The sequence below is a fragment of the Streptomyces sp. NPDC007264 genome (assembly GCF_042869095.1).
Classification (GTDB): domain Bacteria; phylum Actinomycetota; class Actinomycetes; order Streptomycetales; family Streptomycetaceae; genus Streptomyces.
In genome coordinates this window covers 1-14,003 of record NZ_JBIAFD010000018.1, presented here as the reverse complement: position 1 = coordinate 14,003, position 14,003 = coordinate 1, and the positions used below count along the sequence as shown (strand labels likewise).

Genomic DNA, 14,003 nt, shown 5'->3' with positions numbered 1-14,003 from the left:
GAGTCCCGTGTACCCACACGTCGGGGTTGACGCCTCGGGCCTGGCTACGCTGCGCGCAACGGTCCACGACCTGTTGCGAGGCTTCGTCCCCACCGCGTACGCCGTCCCCGCCTTCGCCACCGCTGCCCCCGTCGGCCCGTGCTACGCACTGGCGGACGGCAGCGCCGCGGTCGGCAGCAGGCGGGGCCGCCCCGCCTCGACCGCCACCCCCGCGCGCCGCCCGGCCGCGGACAGTGACAGCGCCCGCATGATGGACCTCGTGGAGCGCGCCCAGGCCGGCGAGGCCGAAGCCTTCGGGCGCCTGTACGACCAGTACAGCGACACCGTGTACCGCTACATCTACTACCGGGTGGGAGGCAGGGCGACCGCCGAGGACCTCACCAGTGAGACCTTTCTGCGCGCCCTGCGGCGGATCGGCACCTTCACCTGGCAGGGGCGCGACTTCGGCGCCTGGCTGGTCACCATCGCCCGCAACCTGGTCGCCGACCACTTCAAGTCCAGCCGTTTCCGGCTGGAGGTGACCACCGGGGAGATGCTCGACGCCAACGAGGTGGAGCGCTCCCCGGAGGACTCCGTCCTCGAGTCCCTCTCCAACGCCGCGCTGCTCGACGCCGTGCGGCGGCTCAACCCCCAGCAGCAGGAATGCGTGACCCTGCGCTTCCTGCAGGGCCTCTCCGTCGCCGAGACCGCCCGTGTCATGGGCAAGAACGAAGGCGCGATCAAGACCCTGCAGTACCGGGCGGTCCGCACCCTCGCCCGGCTCCTGCCCGAAGACGCCCGCTGACGCGGCCCGCCGCGGCGGCGGGCCGCACCGGAGCGCCCCCGCGCCGCATACGCTCCGCCACCCCAACTCACCCAACGTACAAGTCGGTTGACTTCGTGGTCCGATCATCCGTCGTCCGTAACCCAAGTGCCGAGCCGCTCGTTGTGCGGGATACAGGCTCCCTGCGGTCATCCTTCGATCGCCCCCGATCACTCGATCGTGTGGACGTGGTCGGGGGGTGCAACCCTCAGGACCCCTGGGGAGTCGACCGTCATGACGAGAGGAGGTGCCGCCAGTGATCGCGAACGTATCGGCACACCGGCGGGCGAGCGCCTTCGCCCAGGCCCTGGAGGAGCAGTCCGACGACCAGGGCACGGCGGCCCAGCGGCCCGGAGGACCGGCCCCGGCCGCCGCGGAAAGCACCGAGCAGGCCCGGCTGTTGGCCCTCACGGCCCATCTCGGCGCGCTGCCCCGGCCGGAGCTGGATCCCGAGGTCAAGGTCGTCCAGCGCGCGCAGCTGGTGGCCGCGATGGAGGCCATGCTCCGGGAGGGCACGGCCGCGGGGGGCGAAGCGCCGGAGCGGACCGTGCCACGGCAGGGTTCTGCACGCGGTCGGGGCGCTCACCGGGCGAGCTCGCTGGGGAAGTTCCGGCCGCGTACTCGGCTCACCAAGGGCCTCGCCGCGGGCGGGCTCAGTGTGGGTGTCGCCGCGGCCTCCTTCGGCGGAGTGGCCGCCGCGAGTTCCGACGCCCTGCCCGGTGACTCCCTCTACGGCCTCAAACGCGGCATCGAGGACGTCAAGCTCGGCCTGGCCGACGGGGACGTCGACCGCGGCCGGGTCTATCTCGACCAGGCGTCGACCCGGCTGAACGAGGCCCGGCGGCTGATGGAGCGCGGCCGCGGCGGCCACCTCGACCACGAGTCCCTCGGTGAGATCCGCCGCACCCTGTCCGGCGTGCAGCACGACGCGTCCGAAGGCCACCGCCTGCTGCACGAGGCATACGAGCGCAACGGCTCGCTCGGCCCCATCGAGGCGCTCTCCACCTTCTCCGAGTCCCACCGCGACGCCTGGGGCGCCCTGCGCGACCGGCTGCCCGTCCAACTGGGCGACGTCAGTGAGCAGGTCTCGTCGGTGTTCGACGCCATAGACCAGGAGGTGGCCCCCCTCCAGTCACTGCTGCCGCGGTCGCCGTCCCAGGACGGCTCCGGCCGGCACCAGGACCCGGGGGCGGACACCACCGGCGCCACCGGCACCGGCGGCCCGGCGCCCAGCGGCACCGGCGGCTCCACCACCGGCAGCCGCCAGGACGGCCGGCCCGAGCCGTCCACGTCCACGAGTGGCAGCGACGGCCTGCTCGGCGGCAGCACCGGCGGCCTGCTGGACCCGCCGAAGGACAGCGCCAGCGGCTCGCCGTCGTCGACCAGCAGCCCGACCACCGCACCGGATGTGACCCTTCCCCCGCTGCTCCCGGGCCTCCTGCCCGGGCTGGGCATCGACAGCGAGGACAGCAGGTAACGCCACGCACGTCGCGCGTACGAGGACGGGGCGCCCCTTTCGCCAGGGGCGCCCCGTCCTCGTGGGCGGCACTCCGCGGTTCAGAAGAAGACCGACCTGCGCTGCACCAGCAGCTTGTACAGGGTGTGCTGGATCTGCTCCCTGACCTGGTCCGTCAGGTTGAACATCAGCATCGGGTCCTCGGCCGCCTCCGGCGGATAGCCGTCCGTGGGGATCGGCTCACCGAACTGGATCGTCCACTTCGTCGGCAGCGGCACCGCGCCCAGCGGTCCCAGCCACGGGAACGTCGGGGTGATCGGGAAGTAGGGGAAGCCCAGCACGCGGGCCAGCGTCTTCGCGTTGCCGATCATCGGGTAGATCTCCTCGGCCCCGACGACGGAGCACGGGACGATCGGCACCCCGGCGCGCAGTGCCGTGGAGACGAAACCGCCACGGCCGAAGCGCTGCAGCTTGTAGCGCTCGCTGAACGGCTTGCCGATGCCCTTGAAGCCCTCCGGCATCACCCCGACCACCTCGCCGCGCTCCAGCAGCCGCTGGGCGTCCTCCGCGCACGCCAGCGTGTGGCCGGCCTTGCGGGCCAGCTCGTTGACGACCGGCAGCACGAACACCAGATCCGCGGCGAGCAGCCTGAGATGACGGCCCGCCGGGTGGTTGTCGTGCACGGCGACCTGCATCATCAGGCCGTCCAGCGGCAGCGTGCCGGAGTGGTTGGCGACGATCAGCGCCCCGCCCTTCGACGGGATGTTCTCGATGCCCTTCACGTCGACCCGGAAGTACTTCTCGTACAGGGGCCGCAGCAGCGACATCAGGACCTGGTCGGTCAGCTCCTCGTCGTAACCGAAGTCGTCGACCTCGTAGTCACCCGTCAGACGTCGCCGCAGAAAGGCCAGGCCCCCGGCGATACGCCGCTCCAGGCCCCCTCCCCGGGATTCGCGGCGCCCGGCCGGCGGCGGCTCCTCAGCTGTCACAGGACCATCATCCTGCGGGTTCCCCCGGTCGGGCAGGGGCTGGACCTCACGGACCGCCGCGGGCTCGCCCTTGCGCCGGCTCCCCGCGCCCCGGCGCCGCGGCGGCCGCTGCGCGGCGGCTGAGCGGGACCGGTCGTCGTCGAACGGAATGACCTTGGCGTCCGCCATCGTTGATGCGCTCCTCAGTTGGCGCTCTGCGTCGGGGGGTGGCCGCCGCCCAGGACGGGCAGTGCGGCAATCCGGTCGACGGCCCCCGCGAGGGCCTCCGGTGGCAACAGTCCGGGGCCGCGGCTGTGCGCGAAGTCCGCGAAGGTCTCCGCGGTCGTGTACTTGGGCTCGTATCCGAGCGTCTCACGCATTTCGCCCGTCGACACCACCCGGCCATGGGTGAGCAGCCGGATCTGCTCGGGTGAGAAGTCCGTCATGCCCAGGGTGCGCAGCGCCGAGCCGAACCAGGTGACCGCGGGCAGGAGCAGCGGCACGGTGGGCCGGCCGAGGCGGCGCGCGCACTGCGACAGCAGCAGCACCCCGTCACCGGCGACGTTGAAGGTGCCGCTGTTGAGCGTGGAGCGCCGCGGCTCGTGGGAGCCGATCCGCAGCACCTCGATCACATCGTCCTCGTGGACGAACTGCAGCCGCGGGTCGTAGCCGAAGACGGTGGGCAGCACCGGCAGCGAGAAGTACGAGGCGAGCGGCGAATCGGCGCCCGGGCCGAGGATGTTGGCGAAGCGCAGCACGCACACGGCGACATCGGGCCGGCGCCGCGCGAAGCCCCGCACATACCCCTCGACCTCGACGGTGTCCTTGGCGAAGCCTCCGCTGGGCAGCGACTTGGGCGGGGTCGTCTCGGTGAAGACGGCCGGGTCGCGGGGCGCGGAACCGTACACGTTGGTACTGGACTTCACCACGAGCCGCTTGACGGTCGGGGATTTCTGGCAGGCGCCGAGCAGCTGCATGGTGCCGATGACGTTGGTCTCCTTGACCGTGGCCCGGCTGCCGCTGCCCAGCGGTGTGCCGGTCACGTCCATGTGGACGACCGTGTCGACGGAGTGCTCGGCGAGCACACGGGCGATGGTGGGCTGACGGATGTCGGCCCGGACGAAGTCGGCGCCGCCCAGATGGTGCTCGGGCGGGACCGCGTCGACCGCGACGACGCGGTCGACGTCCGGGTCACGCTGGATCCGCCGTACGAACCGGCCGCCGAGCCGGCGGGCCACTCCGGTCACGAGCACGACCTTCCCCAAGATCAGCGCCTCTCTTCCCGTCGCGTCCGGTGGTGGACGCAGCTCTGCCCGCCAGCCTGCCGGGTTCCCCGTGTGCGGCCAACTTATCGGGTCGATGTTGCGCTGTGATGACCGCCTGATGCAGCACGTGACGACACCCCCGTCCGTGCGATCAGACCCAGCCATTCGGACCCACCGGCCGCACCCGACCGTATCCGGCCGGGAACGACGATGACCCCCCACCGACGGTGGGGGGTCATCGTGTGCGCGCTCGCGCACAGAAGCAAGGGCGCCCCTGCGGGCCGCGCCCTACTTCTTGTTGCGACGCTGAACGCGAGTGCGCTTGAGCAGCTTGCGGTGCTTCTTCTTGGCCATCCGCTTGCGCCGCTTCTTGATAACAGAGCCCACGACTACCCTCGCTCACTTCTCATCACTCGGTGCTGGGCGCCATGGGCCCATACGACCTACGAGGGGCTAGCCTACCCGCCCGAGCGCTGAGGTCGTAATCGAGGTGACCCGGCAGGTCCCGACGGGCCCTGCCGGGCTGTCGTCAGGCCGTCTCCACCCCCACGTAACTCTCGCGAAGGTACTCGTGAACCGCCTGTTCCGGCACCCGGAAGGACCTTCCCACCCGGATCGCCGGCAGATGACCGCTGTGCACCAACCGGTACACGGTCATCTTCGACACTCGCATCACCGAGGCGACTTCCGCCACGGTCAGGAACTGAACCTCGTTCAGAGGCCTCTCGCCAGCTGCAGCCATGACACACCTGAACCTTCCGCACTCGACGGCCACCGGCTTCCCCTTCCGGTGACTCTTCGTCGTTGCGTGCTCACTCCCCAGACTAGGGGCGGGTGATGCAAGTGGGGAAGAGGGGATGGCATCGGCGGCCTACTGTGACAGACACGCCCGATTGAGTACATAGCGAGTAAGCGGTCGGTAGTAAGCGGACCGCACTGCGTCATCAAGTGGAACGACGACGGACACGCGCCCCTCCGCCTCCCCGACGAAGGGCGCCGGATCGTCCGTGTCGGCCAGGCCCATGACGTCGAAACCCAGCTGACCTGCCCCGCAGACCCATCCGTGGTCCCCGATGACGAGCTCGGGCAGCGACCCGCCGGCCTCCGCCGCGACCGCCAGCACGGTCCGAACCGGGAGCGGCGAGTGGGTGTGTGCGCCGGTCTCACAACCGGCGGCCCCGGGCCCCGGTTTCCGCACGAACGCGACACCTCGTACGTAATCAAGGTTGTACGTGCGTAGACCGAACCGGGTCGTTATGTCGACACAGCGACCCTGCGCCGGGGTGAGAACGGCACATCCCGCCGCCGACAGAGCGTCCGCGAGCGCGGCGTAGAAACCGAGCAGTCGGTGCGGGTGTCCGGTGCCGAGGAGGACCGGCACCCTGTCCCGCGCGGCCTTGCCGATCCGCCGCGCGAAGGCGTCGAGGGCCTCCAGCGTGCGCTCCGGGTCGATCACGTCGTGGCCGGAGGTGTGCCGGGGATCGGCCGAGACCCCACACCTGTCGGCCATCAACGCCAGCACCTCCCGTTGCGCCCACCGTCCTTCGGGGTCCAGACCGATCAGGACGCGGGGGTCACGGGCGGCGAAGAGCCGATAGCTGCGCAGACTCTCCTCGCGCGAGGTGGCCACGGGCCCGGCCAGCCGGGCGGCCAGCAGATGCGCACGCAGCGCTCCGGTGCTCAACACGTCAGCGATGCTGGCCCATTCGCCGTCACCGCAGGCCCGAAAGGTGGGAAACACCCCACAGTCGGCGTAATCGCGCCACCCTCCGCCACGGCCGCCCGAGCACGGGCGACGGGGTCACGGCCGGCGGAGCGCTCAGGGCAGCAGGCCGCGCAGCGGGAACACCGCCTTGCGTGTGGCGAGCACCGCCTGGTCCAGCCGGTCCGCCGGGTTGTATCCGCCCTCCCAGTCCGCGTACTCGACCGGCCACCGTCCGTCGGTCATCCGCGCCGGCGCCAACTGTCGCGTCCGGGCGAACACTTCCCGCCGCCAGCTCTCGGGGATCACGGTCTCCGGCGCGATCGGCCGGCCCGCCGCGATCGCCACGAGATGCGTCCACGACCGCGGGACGACCTCGACGACCGCGTACCCGCCCCCGCCCAGCGCGACCCAGCGCCCGTCGGTGTGCTCGTGGGCCAGGTCGTGACAGGCGGTCTGCACGGCCCGCTGCGCGTCCAGCGACACGGCGAGATGCGCGAGCGGGTCCTCGAAGTGGGTGTCGGCGCCGTGCTGGGTGACCAGCACCTGCGGCCGGAAGTCGGCGATCAGCTCCGGCACCACCGCGTGGAAGGCCCGCAGCCACCCGGCGTCCCCCGTCCCGGCCGGCAGCCCCACGTTCACCGCGCTGCCCGGCGCGTGCTCGCCGCCCGTCTCCTCCGGCCACCCGGTCTGCGGGAAGAGGGTGCGGGGGTGCTCGTGCAGCGAGATCGTCAGCACCCGCGGATCGTCCCAGAAGGCGGCCTGCACACCGTCGCCGTGGTGCACGTCGACGTCCACGTAGGCGATCCGCTCGGCGCCCAGTTCCAGCAGCCGGGCGATGGCGAGCGCGGCGTCGTTGTAGATGCAGAACCCGGAGGCGCCGCCCGGCATCGCATGGTGCAGCCCGCCCGCGAAGTTCACCGCGTGCAGGGCCTCCCCACGCCACACGGCCTCGGCCGCCCCCACCGACTGCCCGGCGATCAGCGCGGACACCTCGTGCATCCCGGCGAACGCGGGGTCGTCCGTGGTGCCCAGTCCGTACGCCCCGTCGGCCGACGCCGGGTCCGCCGACGCGGCCTTCACGGCCCGCACGTACTCCTCCTGGTGCACCAGCCGCAGCGTCGAGTCGCCCGCCGGTTTCGCCGAGACCACCCCGGCGTCCCGGTCGAGCCCGAAGGTGTCGACGAGTTTCCTGGTCAGCGCGAGCCGGACCGGATCCATCGGATGGTCCTGACCGAAGTCGTAGCCCGTGACCGCCTCATCCCACATCAGCTGTGCGCGCCCGCTCATGTCCGCCACCGTATCGGTCCCCCACGGGCGCGAACGATCCGGCATACGCCAACGTCACCAGGACCAACACCATCGGCACGAGCATGGCACCGCGGTAGTTCCAGGCGTCCCCGAGCGCGCCCACCAACGGGGAGCCGATCAGAAAGCCCACGTAGTTGAAGATGTTCAGGCGCGCGACGGCCGCGTCCGAAGCGCCGGGGAACAACCGCCCGGCGGCCGCGAAGGTCTGCGGCACCAGCACGCACAGCCCGAGACCCAGCAGGGTGAACCCGAGCATCCCCACCCAGGCCCCGGGCGCCCCCGCCACCACCGCGAACCCGAGCGCCGACAGCAGTGCGCCGAGCCGTACGACGGCCGCCGCCCCGAACCGCCGCACCCCGAAGTCCCCGATGGACCGGCCCAGCAGTGTGGTGACCATGTAGACGTTGTACGGAACGGTCGCCAGCTGCTCCGAGCTTCCGAGCGTGTCCTGCAGGTACTTGGCGCTCCAGTTGGAGACCGTCGAGTCCCCGATGTAGGCGAACGTCATCACCAGGCAGAGCGGCAGCAGCAGCCGGAAGACGACGGGGCCGGCGTTTCCGCTCGGCTCCGGTGCCTCCACCGCGGGTTCGCTCCCGTCGACGTACCACCGGCTGCCGGCCAGCGCGGCCGGCAGCAGCACCGCCACGACGGGCAGATACGACACCCACAGCGCCAGATGCCAGTGTGCGCCCGCCCAGGCGAGCGACGCACCGACGATCCCGCCGAGGCTGTACGTCGCGTGGAAACCGAGCATGATGCTGCGCCCGTACGTCCGCTGGAGGCTCACCCCGAGCATGTTCATGGAGGCGTCCAGCGCGCCCACGGCCAGCCCGAACGCGGCCATCGCGAGCGCGAGTTCCACCACCTGACGCCCGGCTCCGACGCCGAGCAGGGAGAGCAGCACCACCGGCTGCGACCAGCGCAGCAGCACGCTGGGCCGCACCCGCTTGACGAGGTGCTCGGTCGCCACGCTGCCGACACCGGCCAGCACCGGTACCGCGGCGAGAAAGACGGGAAGCAGGGCGTCGGACACTCCGTACCGGTCCTGAATGGCCGGAATCCGGGTCACCAGCAGGGCGAAGGTGGCGCCCTGGGCGGAGAAGGCGAACGCCAGCGAGGCCCTGCCGCGCCGCAGCACATCTGTCATGGCGGCGAGCGTAGGGCCCCGGCTTACCGGTGGGTAGATCCAGCCGAAGATGACTTTTGTTCAGCTTCACCCGGCGGCCGCGGGGACGGCCGGCCGAGCCGCCTCGGCCTCGCCCGCCTTCAGTTCGGCGGTGAGCATGGCCGCCATGGGGCCGGCCGCGAGGGCCCCGCTGACGAGGAAGCCCAGGGCCATCGCGGCGATCAGGACGACGGAGCCGAGCCAGACCATGGTGTCCACGGGGAGTGTGTAGGCCCCCACGACCCGCACGACGCACTCACCGAGGAGCACCACGCCCCATGCGAGCGAGAAGAGCCGCTCGGCCCGCCGGAACGCCGCAGATCCGTCCTGCAGCCGCGCCCACGCGGCCTCCCTGCCGGCCTCGCCCTTCACCAGCCAGGGCTTCATGGCGGCGCTCATCATCGGCCTGCCCAGGGCCACGGAGACCAGGATCCCTGCTCCGATGGCGCTGCTGACCCCGCTGTCCTTGGCGAGCATCAGCCGCGGGTCGCCGGAGACGAAGGTGAGCAGCAGCCCGACGACGTTCACGAAGAGGATGAGCGCGGCGAGCGCGTTGACCTTCCGGTCCCTGGCCGCGGTCCACGCGGTGCGCACGGCCGGCACGACGCTGCTGGCGGCGAGCGCCACGAGCGTGCTCAGTCCGCATCCGTTCTTGAGCAGGTAGTACGACCCGACGGGCACCGCCACGTCCATGATCAGCGGGAGGATGGCGTTCTTCTTGCTCTTACTCTGGCCCTGGCCCTGGCCCTGGGAAACCGTGTTCGTCGTCATGCCCTCAGCTTGGCCGCCGAGGGGGTTCGGCAGTAGAAACGATCGTCCGCAGCTGCGCATGACACTTGTCAGTGAGCCTCTTCAGCGTTGCCGCTCCAGGGTGAGAATGGCTTCGGCGATTGACGTCATGCGGTTGGGGCCGCAGCGGGACCTGCGGCAGATCCGCCAGGACTTCGGGCAGGCCACGCCTCGTTCGACCGGTGCCCGTGCCGCGGCCGGAGCCCGGTCGACGGTCTTCTCGGTAGGGGTGAGTTCCCGCAGGGGCCTGCGTTTGATGCGCGTGGTCAGCCAGGGGCCACCGCCCTGGTAGGCGAGGTCGGCCAGGACGGGGACGCCCTGGCGACGAGCACCACGCCCGCCGGTTCGCGACCGAGTTCCTCAGCCGCGCCGAGGTCGCGGCCACGGTCAGTTCGGGGGCACCCCGAGGAATCGCAGTACGGCGAGGACGCGTCGGTGGTCGGCGTCGGCGGCGGGCAGGCCGAGTTTGGCGAAGATGTTGTTGATGTGCTTGGCGACCGCGCTGTCGCTGACCACCAGTGCCTCGGCGATCCCCGCGTTGGAGCGTCCCTCGGCCATCAGCGCCAGCACCTCCCGTTCACGGGGCGTCAGCCGCTCCAACGGGTCGCTGTGGCGGCGCAGCAGCAGCTGGGCGACGACCTCGGGATCCAGCGCCGTGCCGCCGTCCGCGACCCGCCGTACCGCGGCGATGAACTCCTCCACGTCGGCGACACGTTGCTTGAGCAGGTAGCCGACACCGTTGGTGTGGGCGGTCAGCAGATCGGCCGCGTACCGCTCCTCCACGTACTGCGAGAGCAGAACCACCGCCGTTCGGGGCCACTGGCGGCGGATCACCAGCGCGGCGCGCACTCCCTCGTCGGTGAAGGCCGGTGGCATGCGGACATCGACCAGGGCAAGTTCGGGCCGGTGTTGCTCGACCGCGGTCAACAGGGCGTCCGCGTCACCCACGTCGGCTGCGATCAGGAAGCCGGCCATCTCGAGCACCTTGACGAGCCCGACGCGCAGCAGCACCGAGTCTTCGGCGATCACAGCTCGCACGGCAGCTCCACGGTGAGGGTGGTCGGGCCCCCGGCGGGGCTGCTGACGCGGAACGTCCCGTCGACGGAGCCGACGCGTTTGGCCAGTCCGTTCAACCCACTGCCGGCTGAGGCGTCGGCGCCACCGATCCCGTCGTCGGTGACGTTCACGCGCAGCACCTTCCCGATCCGTTCGACGGTCACCTCCGCGCGGGTGGCGCGGGCGTGCTTGGTGACGTTGGTCAGCGCCTCGGAGACCACGAAATAGGCGACCGACTCCACGACGGGCGCTGCTCGCTCTCCGATGTCGACGCGCAGGCCTACCGGCAACGATACCCGGGCGGTCAGGCCGGACAACGCAGCATCCAGCCCTCGGTCTTCGAGGACCGCGGGGTGCAACCCGCGGACCAAGTCGTTGAGTTCAGCGATGGCCTCCTTCGCCTCGCGGTGCGCCTCGTCGATGGCGGTGCGGGCGTCGTCCGGCAGGTCGGTGAGGGTTGCCCTGGCCAGTCCCAGATTGACCGCGAGGGAGACCAGGCGCTGCCGGGTGCCGTCGTGCAGGTCGCGTTCGATGCGGCGGCGCTCGCTGTCGACGGCTTCGATCAGGTCGGTGCGGCTCTCAACCAGGTGCTCGACACGCTGCCGAAGCCGCTCGTTCCGGCTCGGCCCCAGCAGCGCCGGCGCGAGCCGTGCCTCGGTCCGGGCCGTCGCCCCGGCCAGCCAGGGTGCGCTGCACAGCAGCACGACGCCGCCGACGGTGCAGAAAGACGCCTGGTCCACCGGCAGCGCGGAGGCGTACCCGAAGGCGGTGGCGCCCGCCACCGCCGCGGCCCACGCCGCGAGCACGAGCAGTTCCATAGCAGCCAGCAACGGCCCGAGCAGGAGGTGGTATCCGACCTGTCGCCAGGTCTGGGCCGAGGACAGCCACCGCAGGGCACGCCTGGGCCACCATCGTTCCGGCGTCGGCGTCAGCCGGGGGACGTCCACACCGAGCAACGCTCGATAACGGTGTCGTTGAACAACGGTGAGCGCCGGAACGCCGACGAGGAACAGCGCGAACGGTATCGGGACCACGGCCCACGCGTTCGCCTTCAGGACGATGGCCACGCCCCAGACCCACTGCGACGCCAGGGCAAGGTGCAGCGGAATCCCGGCTGCCACGAAGCCGGTGTCCCGTCGCGCTCGAAGTAATGCGCGTCGCAGCGTCCGGGAACTCCTCATGACTCGACGGTAGAACGCCTGGTGACGCACATGCCATGCACCGTGCATCCGGATCGATGGTGAAGCCAGTACCACCCCCAAGTCGGACCTTCGCGTTACCGACGCGCCCACCCGCCGCAGGAAAGCTTGTCCAGGTAAGGCACACAAGCCCGCATCCGGGAGGAGACGCAGCCCCATGGCCCTCGTCGATTCGGCGGCTTGCGGCGCTGCGGACGCGCTGCCCGCCGCCGTCGCGGACGTGCTCTTCTTGTCGCGCACCGCTGTGCTGCGCGAGCAAGGCACCATCGACAGGAGGCGATGGCCCGGCATGGCGTTGATCGGGTGCGGCCTCGCGCTGCTGCCCTGGCTGCTCGTGCTGGCGGCCACGCTGCCCACCGCACCCAGCGTCCCGCACTGGTCGGCCGCGTGGGTGGGGCTGGATGCGCTGGAGGCCCTGGGCCTCACCGCCACCGGAGCACTGCTGCTGCGCCGGGATCCTCGGCACCCGCTCACCGCGGCGGCAACCGCCGCGCTGCTGATCGTCGACGCCTGGTTCGACATCGTCACCTCTGCCCGCGGAGCCGAACTCGCCGCAGCGATCGCGATGGCCGCCGTCGCGGAACTACCGATGGCGGCCTTGTGCGTCGTGCTGGCCACCGCTTCCTGCCGCCCCGGCTTCCCCGGCTTCCCCAGCCACGATCGTCCGCCCCACCATCGCCGACCCGATGTCACTGCGGGTGCTGCCGCCACGCCCCCGCCCACGCCCACGCCCACGCCCACACCTCTGGAGGACACCACGATGACCGAGCAACCCCCGGCACCGGCAACACGCCCCCAGCCCGCCGAGCGCCCGGAAGTCGGGGGCGAGAACGCCATCGTGGACCTGTTCGTCGAACGGCTCGGGGACCGGATCGACGACCGCGTCGTCGCGTCGTTCGACGAGTTGTGCGCCGAGCGGCTGGCGGAGCCCGGCCCTCTTCAGCGAGCTGTGGTCCGCGACCGAAGGGCGGAGCTCAGGGTCCTGTTGCTCTCACTGATCCTCGGCACCGTCGCAACAACCTTCACTCCCGGCGGGACCACCGCACTGCTCATCTCTTGGGCCGGACTGGTGGTCCTCAACCTCGCCCACCTCTTCCGCCCACGCTGACACCCGACTCGGTCCGTCCCCGGAGGCTCACACCAGCCGACGCGCCGTCGCCCACCCGGGCGGTGAGGGGCAGGACCTCCCGTGCGCGCCGGGTGAGGCGGTCGAGGTCCTCGTCGACCGGCGGGGCGCCGCCACGGCCAGGACGGGGACGCCTTGGCGCTCGCAGATGCGGATGATCCGGTGGGTGCGGGCTGGGGGTGCCCCCGGCCGAAGGCTGGGGGAGGTCAGGTCGTGGGAGCGGCCCGGCAGCGCGGGCGAGAGCCACAGCAGCCAGCCGTCCGGATGCTGCTCGCGTAGGACCTTCAGACGTCAGACATCTCGATCAACTGCCCGGGGGCCTCGCTCGTTGCGCTTCACGGACCGTCACCCGATCGGTGGCCCGCTCGAAGCAGCTCAGTGTCGGTCCCGCGACCCGTGTAGGTCCGGGGTCATATCAGCAGGCCGACCAACTCCTCCAGGCCGGCGAAGAGGTGCGTGGCATCGGTGAGCCTGCCGGCGGGTGTCATCGCGGTGAACCCGTACACGTCCATACCGGCGGCGACCGCCGCCTGCACCCCGAGCGGGCTGTCCTCGACGACGGCGCACCTCCGCGTCGCGACTCCCATCCGCTCGGCGGCGTAAAGGAACAGGTCGGGTGCGGGCTTCCCCCGCCCCACGTCCTGGGCACTGAAGATCCGGCTGTCGTCGAACCACCGGTCGAGCCCCGTCGTCCGGTGCCCGACCCGGATCCGTTCGTGGCTCCCGGAGGACGCCACACAGTACGGCACCCCGTCCGCCGCCAGCTTCTCCAGCACGTCCACGGCCCCGGCGACGGGCCTCAGCTCCCGTTCGAACGCCGCGAAGACACGCGCGTGGAAGACGTCGTCGAAGTCGGCCGGCAGCTTCCGTCCCGTGCGCTCCTCGATCGTGTCGTGCACGCGGTGCATGGCGGCGCCCATGTAGTCGCGCAGGGAGTCCTCGTAGCTCGTCGGGTGCCCCAACTCCGTGAGGTAGGCGGCGAGCAGCCGGTTGGAGATCGGCTCGCTGTCGACGAGGACGCCGTCGTTGTCGAAGATCACGAGGTCATAGCGCATGAACACGAGCCTAGACGCAGAAAGCCCCGCACCATGAGGTGCGGGGCTTTCCCACAATTAGTTCGGCGGTGTCCTACTCTCCCACAGGGTCCCCCCTGCAGTACCATCG

The 14,003-nt window shown here is 71.2% G+C and carries 14 protein-coding genes and 2 pseudogenes; 3 read left to right on the top strand and 13 right to left on the bottom strand.

The window, feature by feature from the left end; genetic code table 11:
- Nucleotides 1–7: 7 nt before the first annotated feature.
- Both ACFYMU_RS26660 and ACFYMU_RS26655 read left to right on the top strand, forming a co-directional pair.
- Nucleotides 8–784, top strand: coding sequence for an ECF subfamily RNA polymerase sigma factor, BldN family (locus ACFYMU_RS26660; RefSeq protein ID WP_388378049.1), 777 nt, complete (start codon nt 8–10; stop codon nt 782–784).
- A 274-nt stretch (nt 785–1,058) separates the two neighbouring features.
- Entirely contained in the window at nt 1,059–2,279 is a 1,221-nt protein-coding gene (locus ACFYMU_RS26655; RefSeq protein WP_388378045.1) for a DUF5667 domain-containing protein, read from the top strand.
- Between the two features lie 80 nt (nt 2,280–2,359).
- On the opposite strand, the gene ACFYMU_RS26650 is transcribed toward ACFYMU_RS26655, so the two are convergent.
- The 11 genes and pseudogenes from ACFYMU_RS26650 to ACFYMU_RS26600 form a co-directional block, all read right to left on the bottom strand.
- The gene (locus tag ACFYMU_RS26650) at nt 2,360–3,415 is read right to left on the bottom strand and encodes a lysophospholipid acyltransferase family protein (protein ID WP_388378043.1); all 1,056 of its coding nucleotides are present in this window, start codon (nt 3,413–3,415) and stop codon (nt 2,360–2,362) included.
- Nucleotides 3,416–3,429: 14 nt separating this feature from the next.
- On the bottom strand, nt 3,430–4,491 hold the full coding sequence (locus ACFYMU_RS26645; protein WP_388378040.1) for an NAD-dependent epimerase/dehydratase family protein: 1,062 nt from the start codon (nt 4,489–4,491) through the stop codon (nt 3,430–3,432).
- A gap of 288 nt (nt 4,492–4,779) precedes the next feature.
- Complete coding sequence (locus ACFYMU_RS26640) at nt 4,780–4,878, bottom strand: 30S ribosomal protein bS22 (RefSeq protein ID WP_003948845.1); 99 nt, start codon at nt 4,876–4,878, stop codon at nt 4,780–4,782.
- A gap of 142 nt (nt 4,879–5,020) precedes the next feature.
- Nucleotides 5,021–5,233, bottom strand: coding sequence for a helix-turn-helix domain-containing protein (locus ACFYMU_RS26635; RefSeq protein WP_004984898.1), 213 nt, complete (start codon nt 5,231–5,233; stop codon nt 5,021–5,023).
- 129 nt (nt 5,234–5,362) lie between these two features.
- On the bottom strand, nt 5,363–6,178 hold the full coding sequence (locus ACFYMU_RS26630) for a phosphatase (protein WP_388378038.1): 816 nt from the start codon (nt 6,176–6,178) through the stop codon (nt 5,363–5,365).
- A 132-nt stretch (nt 6,179–6,310) separates the two neighbouring features.
- The gene (locus ACFYMU_RS26625) at nt 6,311–7,483 is read right to left on the bottom strand and encodes an acetoin utilization protein AcuC (protein ID WP_388378035.1); all 1,173 of its coding nucleotides are present in this window, start codon (nt 7,481–7,483) and stop codon (nt 6,311–6,313) included.
- On the bottom strand, nt 7,452–8,012 hold the full coding sequence (locus ACFYMU_RS26620) for an MFS transporter (RefSeq protein ID WP_388378395.1): 561 nt from the start codon (nt 8,010–8,012) through the stop codon (nt 7,452–7,454). Before ACFYMU_RS26620 ends, ACFYMU_RS26625 begins: the two co-directional genes overlap by 32 nt.
- 705 nt (nt 8,013–8,717) lie before the next feature.
- Nucleotides 8,718–9,440: a VC0807 family protein gene (locus ACFYMU_RS26615; RefSeq protein ID WP_388378033.1), complete on the bottom strand. Its 723-nt coding sequence runs from the start codon at nt 9,438–9,440 to the stop codon at nt 8,718–8,720.
- An 81-nt stretch (nt 9,441–9,521) separates the two neighbouring features.
- A pseudogene (locus ACFYMU_RS26610) lies at nt 9,522–9,794 on the bottom strand (transposase family protein); the annotation flags it as partial.
- 51 nt (nt 9,795–9,845) lie between these two features.
- Nucleotides 9,846–10,496: a LuxR C-terminal-related transcriptional regulator gene (locus tag ACFYMU_RS26605; protein WP_388378030.1), complete on the bottom strand. Its 651-nt coding sequence runs from the start codon at nt 10,494–10,496 to the stop codon at nt 9,846–9,848.
- The gene (locus ACFYMU_RS26600) at nt 10,484–11,695 is read right to left on the bottom strand and encodes a histidine kinase (RefSeq protein ID WP_388378027.1); all 1,212 of its coding nucleotides are present in this window, start codon (nt 11,693–11,695) and stop codon (nt 10,484–10,486) included. Before ACFYMU_RS26600 ends, ACFYMU_RS26605 begins: the two co-directional genes overlap by 13 nt.
- A 175-nt stretch (nt 11,696–11,870) precedes the next feature.
- Between ACFYMU_RS26600 and ACFYMU_RS26595 the strand changes: the two genes are divergently transcribed.
- On the top strand, nt 11,871–12,821 hold the full coding sequence (locus tag ACFYMU_RS26595; RefSeq protein ID WP_388378024.1) for a hypothetical protein: 951 nt from the start codon (nt 11,871–11,873) through the stop codon (nt 12,819–12,821).
- Between the two features lie 55 nt (nt 12,822–12,876).
- On the opposite strand, the pseudogene ACFYMU_RS26590 reads toward ACFYMU_RS26595, so the two are convergent.
- A pseudogene (locus ACFYMU_RS26590) lies at nt 12,877–12,948 on the bottom strand (DNA-binding response regulator); the annotation flags it as partial.
- 301 nt (nt 12,949–13,249) lie between these two features.
- Entirely contained in the window at nt 13,250–13,894 is a 645-nt protein-coding gene (locus ACFYMU_RS26585; RefSeq protein WP_388378021.1) for an HAD family hydrolase, read from the bottom strand.
- Nucleotides 13,895–14,003: the final 109 nt, after the last annotated feature.

Excerpts from the sequence above, each read along its gene's own strand:
- ACFYMU_RS26650 (WP_388378043.1), bottom strand. The coding sequence starts at position 3,415 with ATGGCGGACGCCAAGGTCATTCCGTTCGACGACGACCGGTCCCGCTCA.
- ACFYMU_RS26635 (WP_004984898.1), bottom strand. The coding sequence starts at position 5,233 with ATGGCTGCAGCTGGCGAGAGGCCTCTGAACGAGGTTCAGTTCCTGACC.
- ACFYMU_RS26625 (WP_388378035.1), bottom strand. The coding sequence starts at position 7,483 with ATGAGCGGGCGCGCACAGCTGATGTGGGATGAGGCGGTCACGGGCTAC.
- ACFYMU_RS26620 (WP_388378395.1), bottom strand. The coding sequence starts at position 8,012 with ATGACGTTCGCCTACATCGGGGACTCGACGGTCTCCAACTGGAGCGCC.
- ACFYMU_RS26615 (WP_388378033.1), bottom strand. The coding sequence starts at position 9,440 with ATGACGACGAACACGGTTTCCCAGGGCCAGGGCCAGGGCCAGAGTAAG.
- ACFYMU_RS26600 (WP_388378027.1), bottom strand. The coding sequence starts at position 11,695 with ATGAGGAGTTCCCGGACGCTGCGACGCGCATTACTTCGAGCGCGACGG.
- ACFYMU_RS26595 (WP_388378024.1), top strand. The coding sequence starts at position 11,871 with ATGGCCCTCGTCGATTCGGCGGCTTGCGGCGCTGCGGACGCGCTGCCC.
- ACFYMU_RS26585 (WP_388378021.1), bottom strand. The coding sequence starts at position 13,894 with ATGCGCTATGACCTCGTGATCTTCGACAACGACGGCGTCCTCGTCGAC.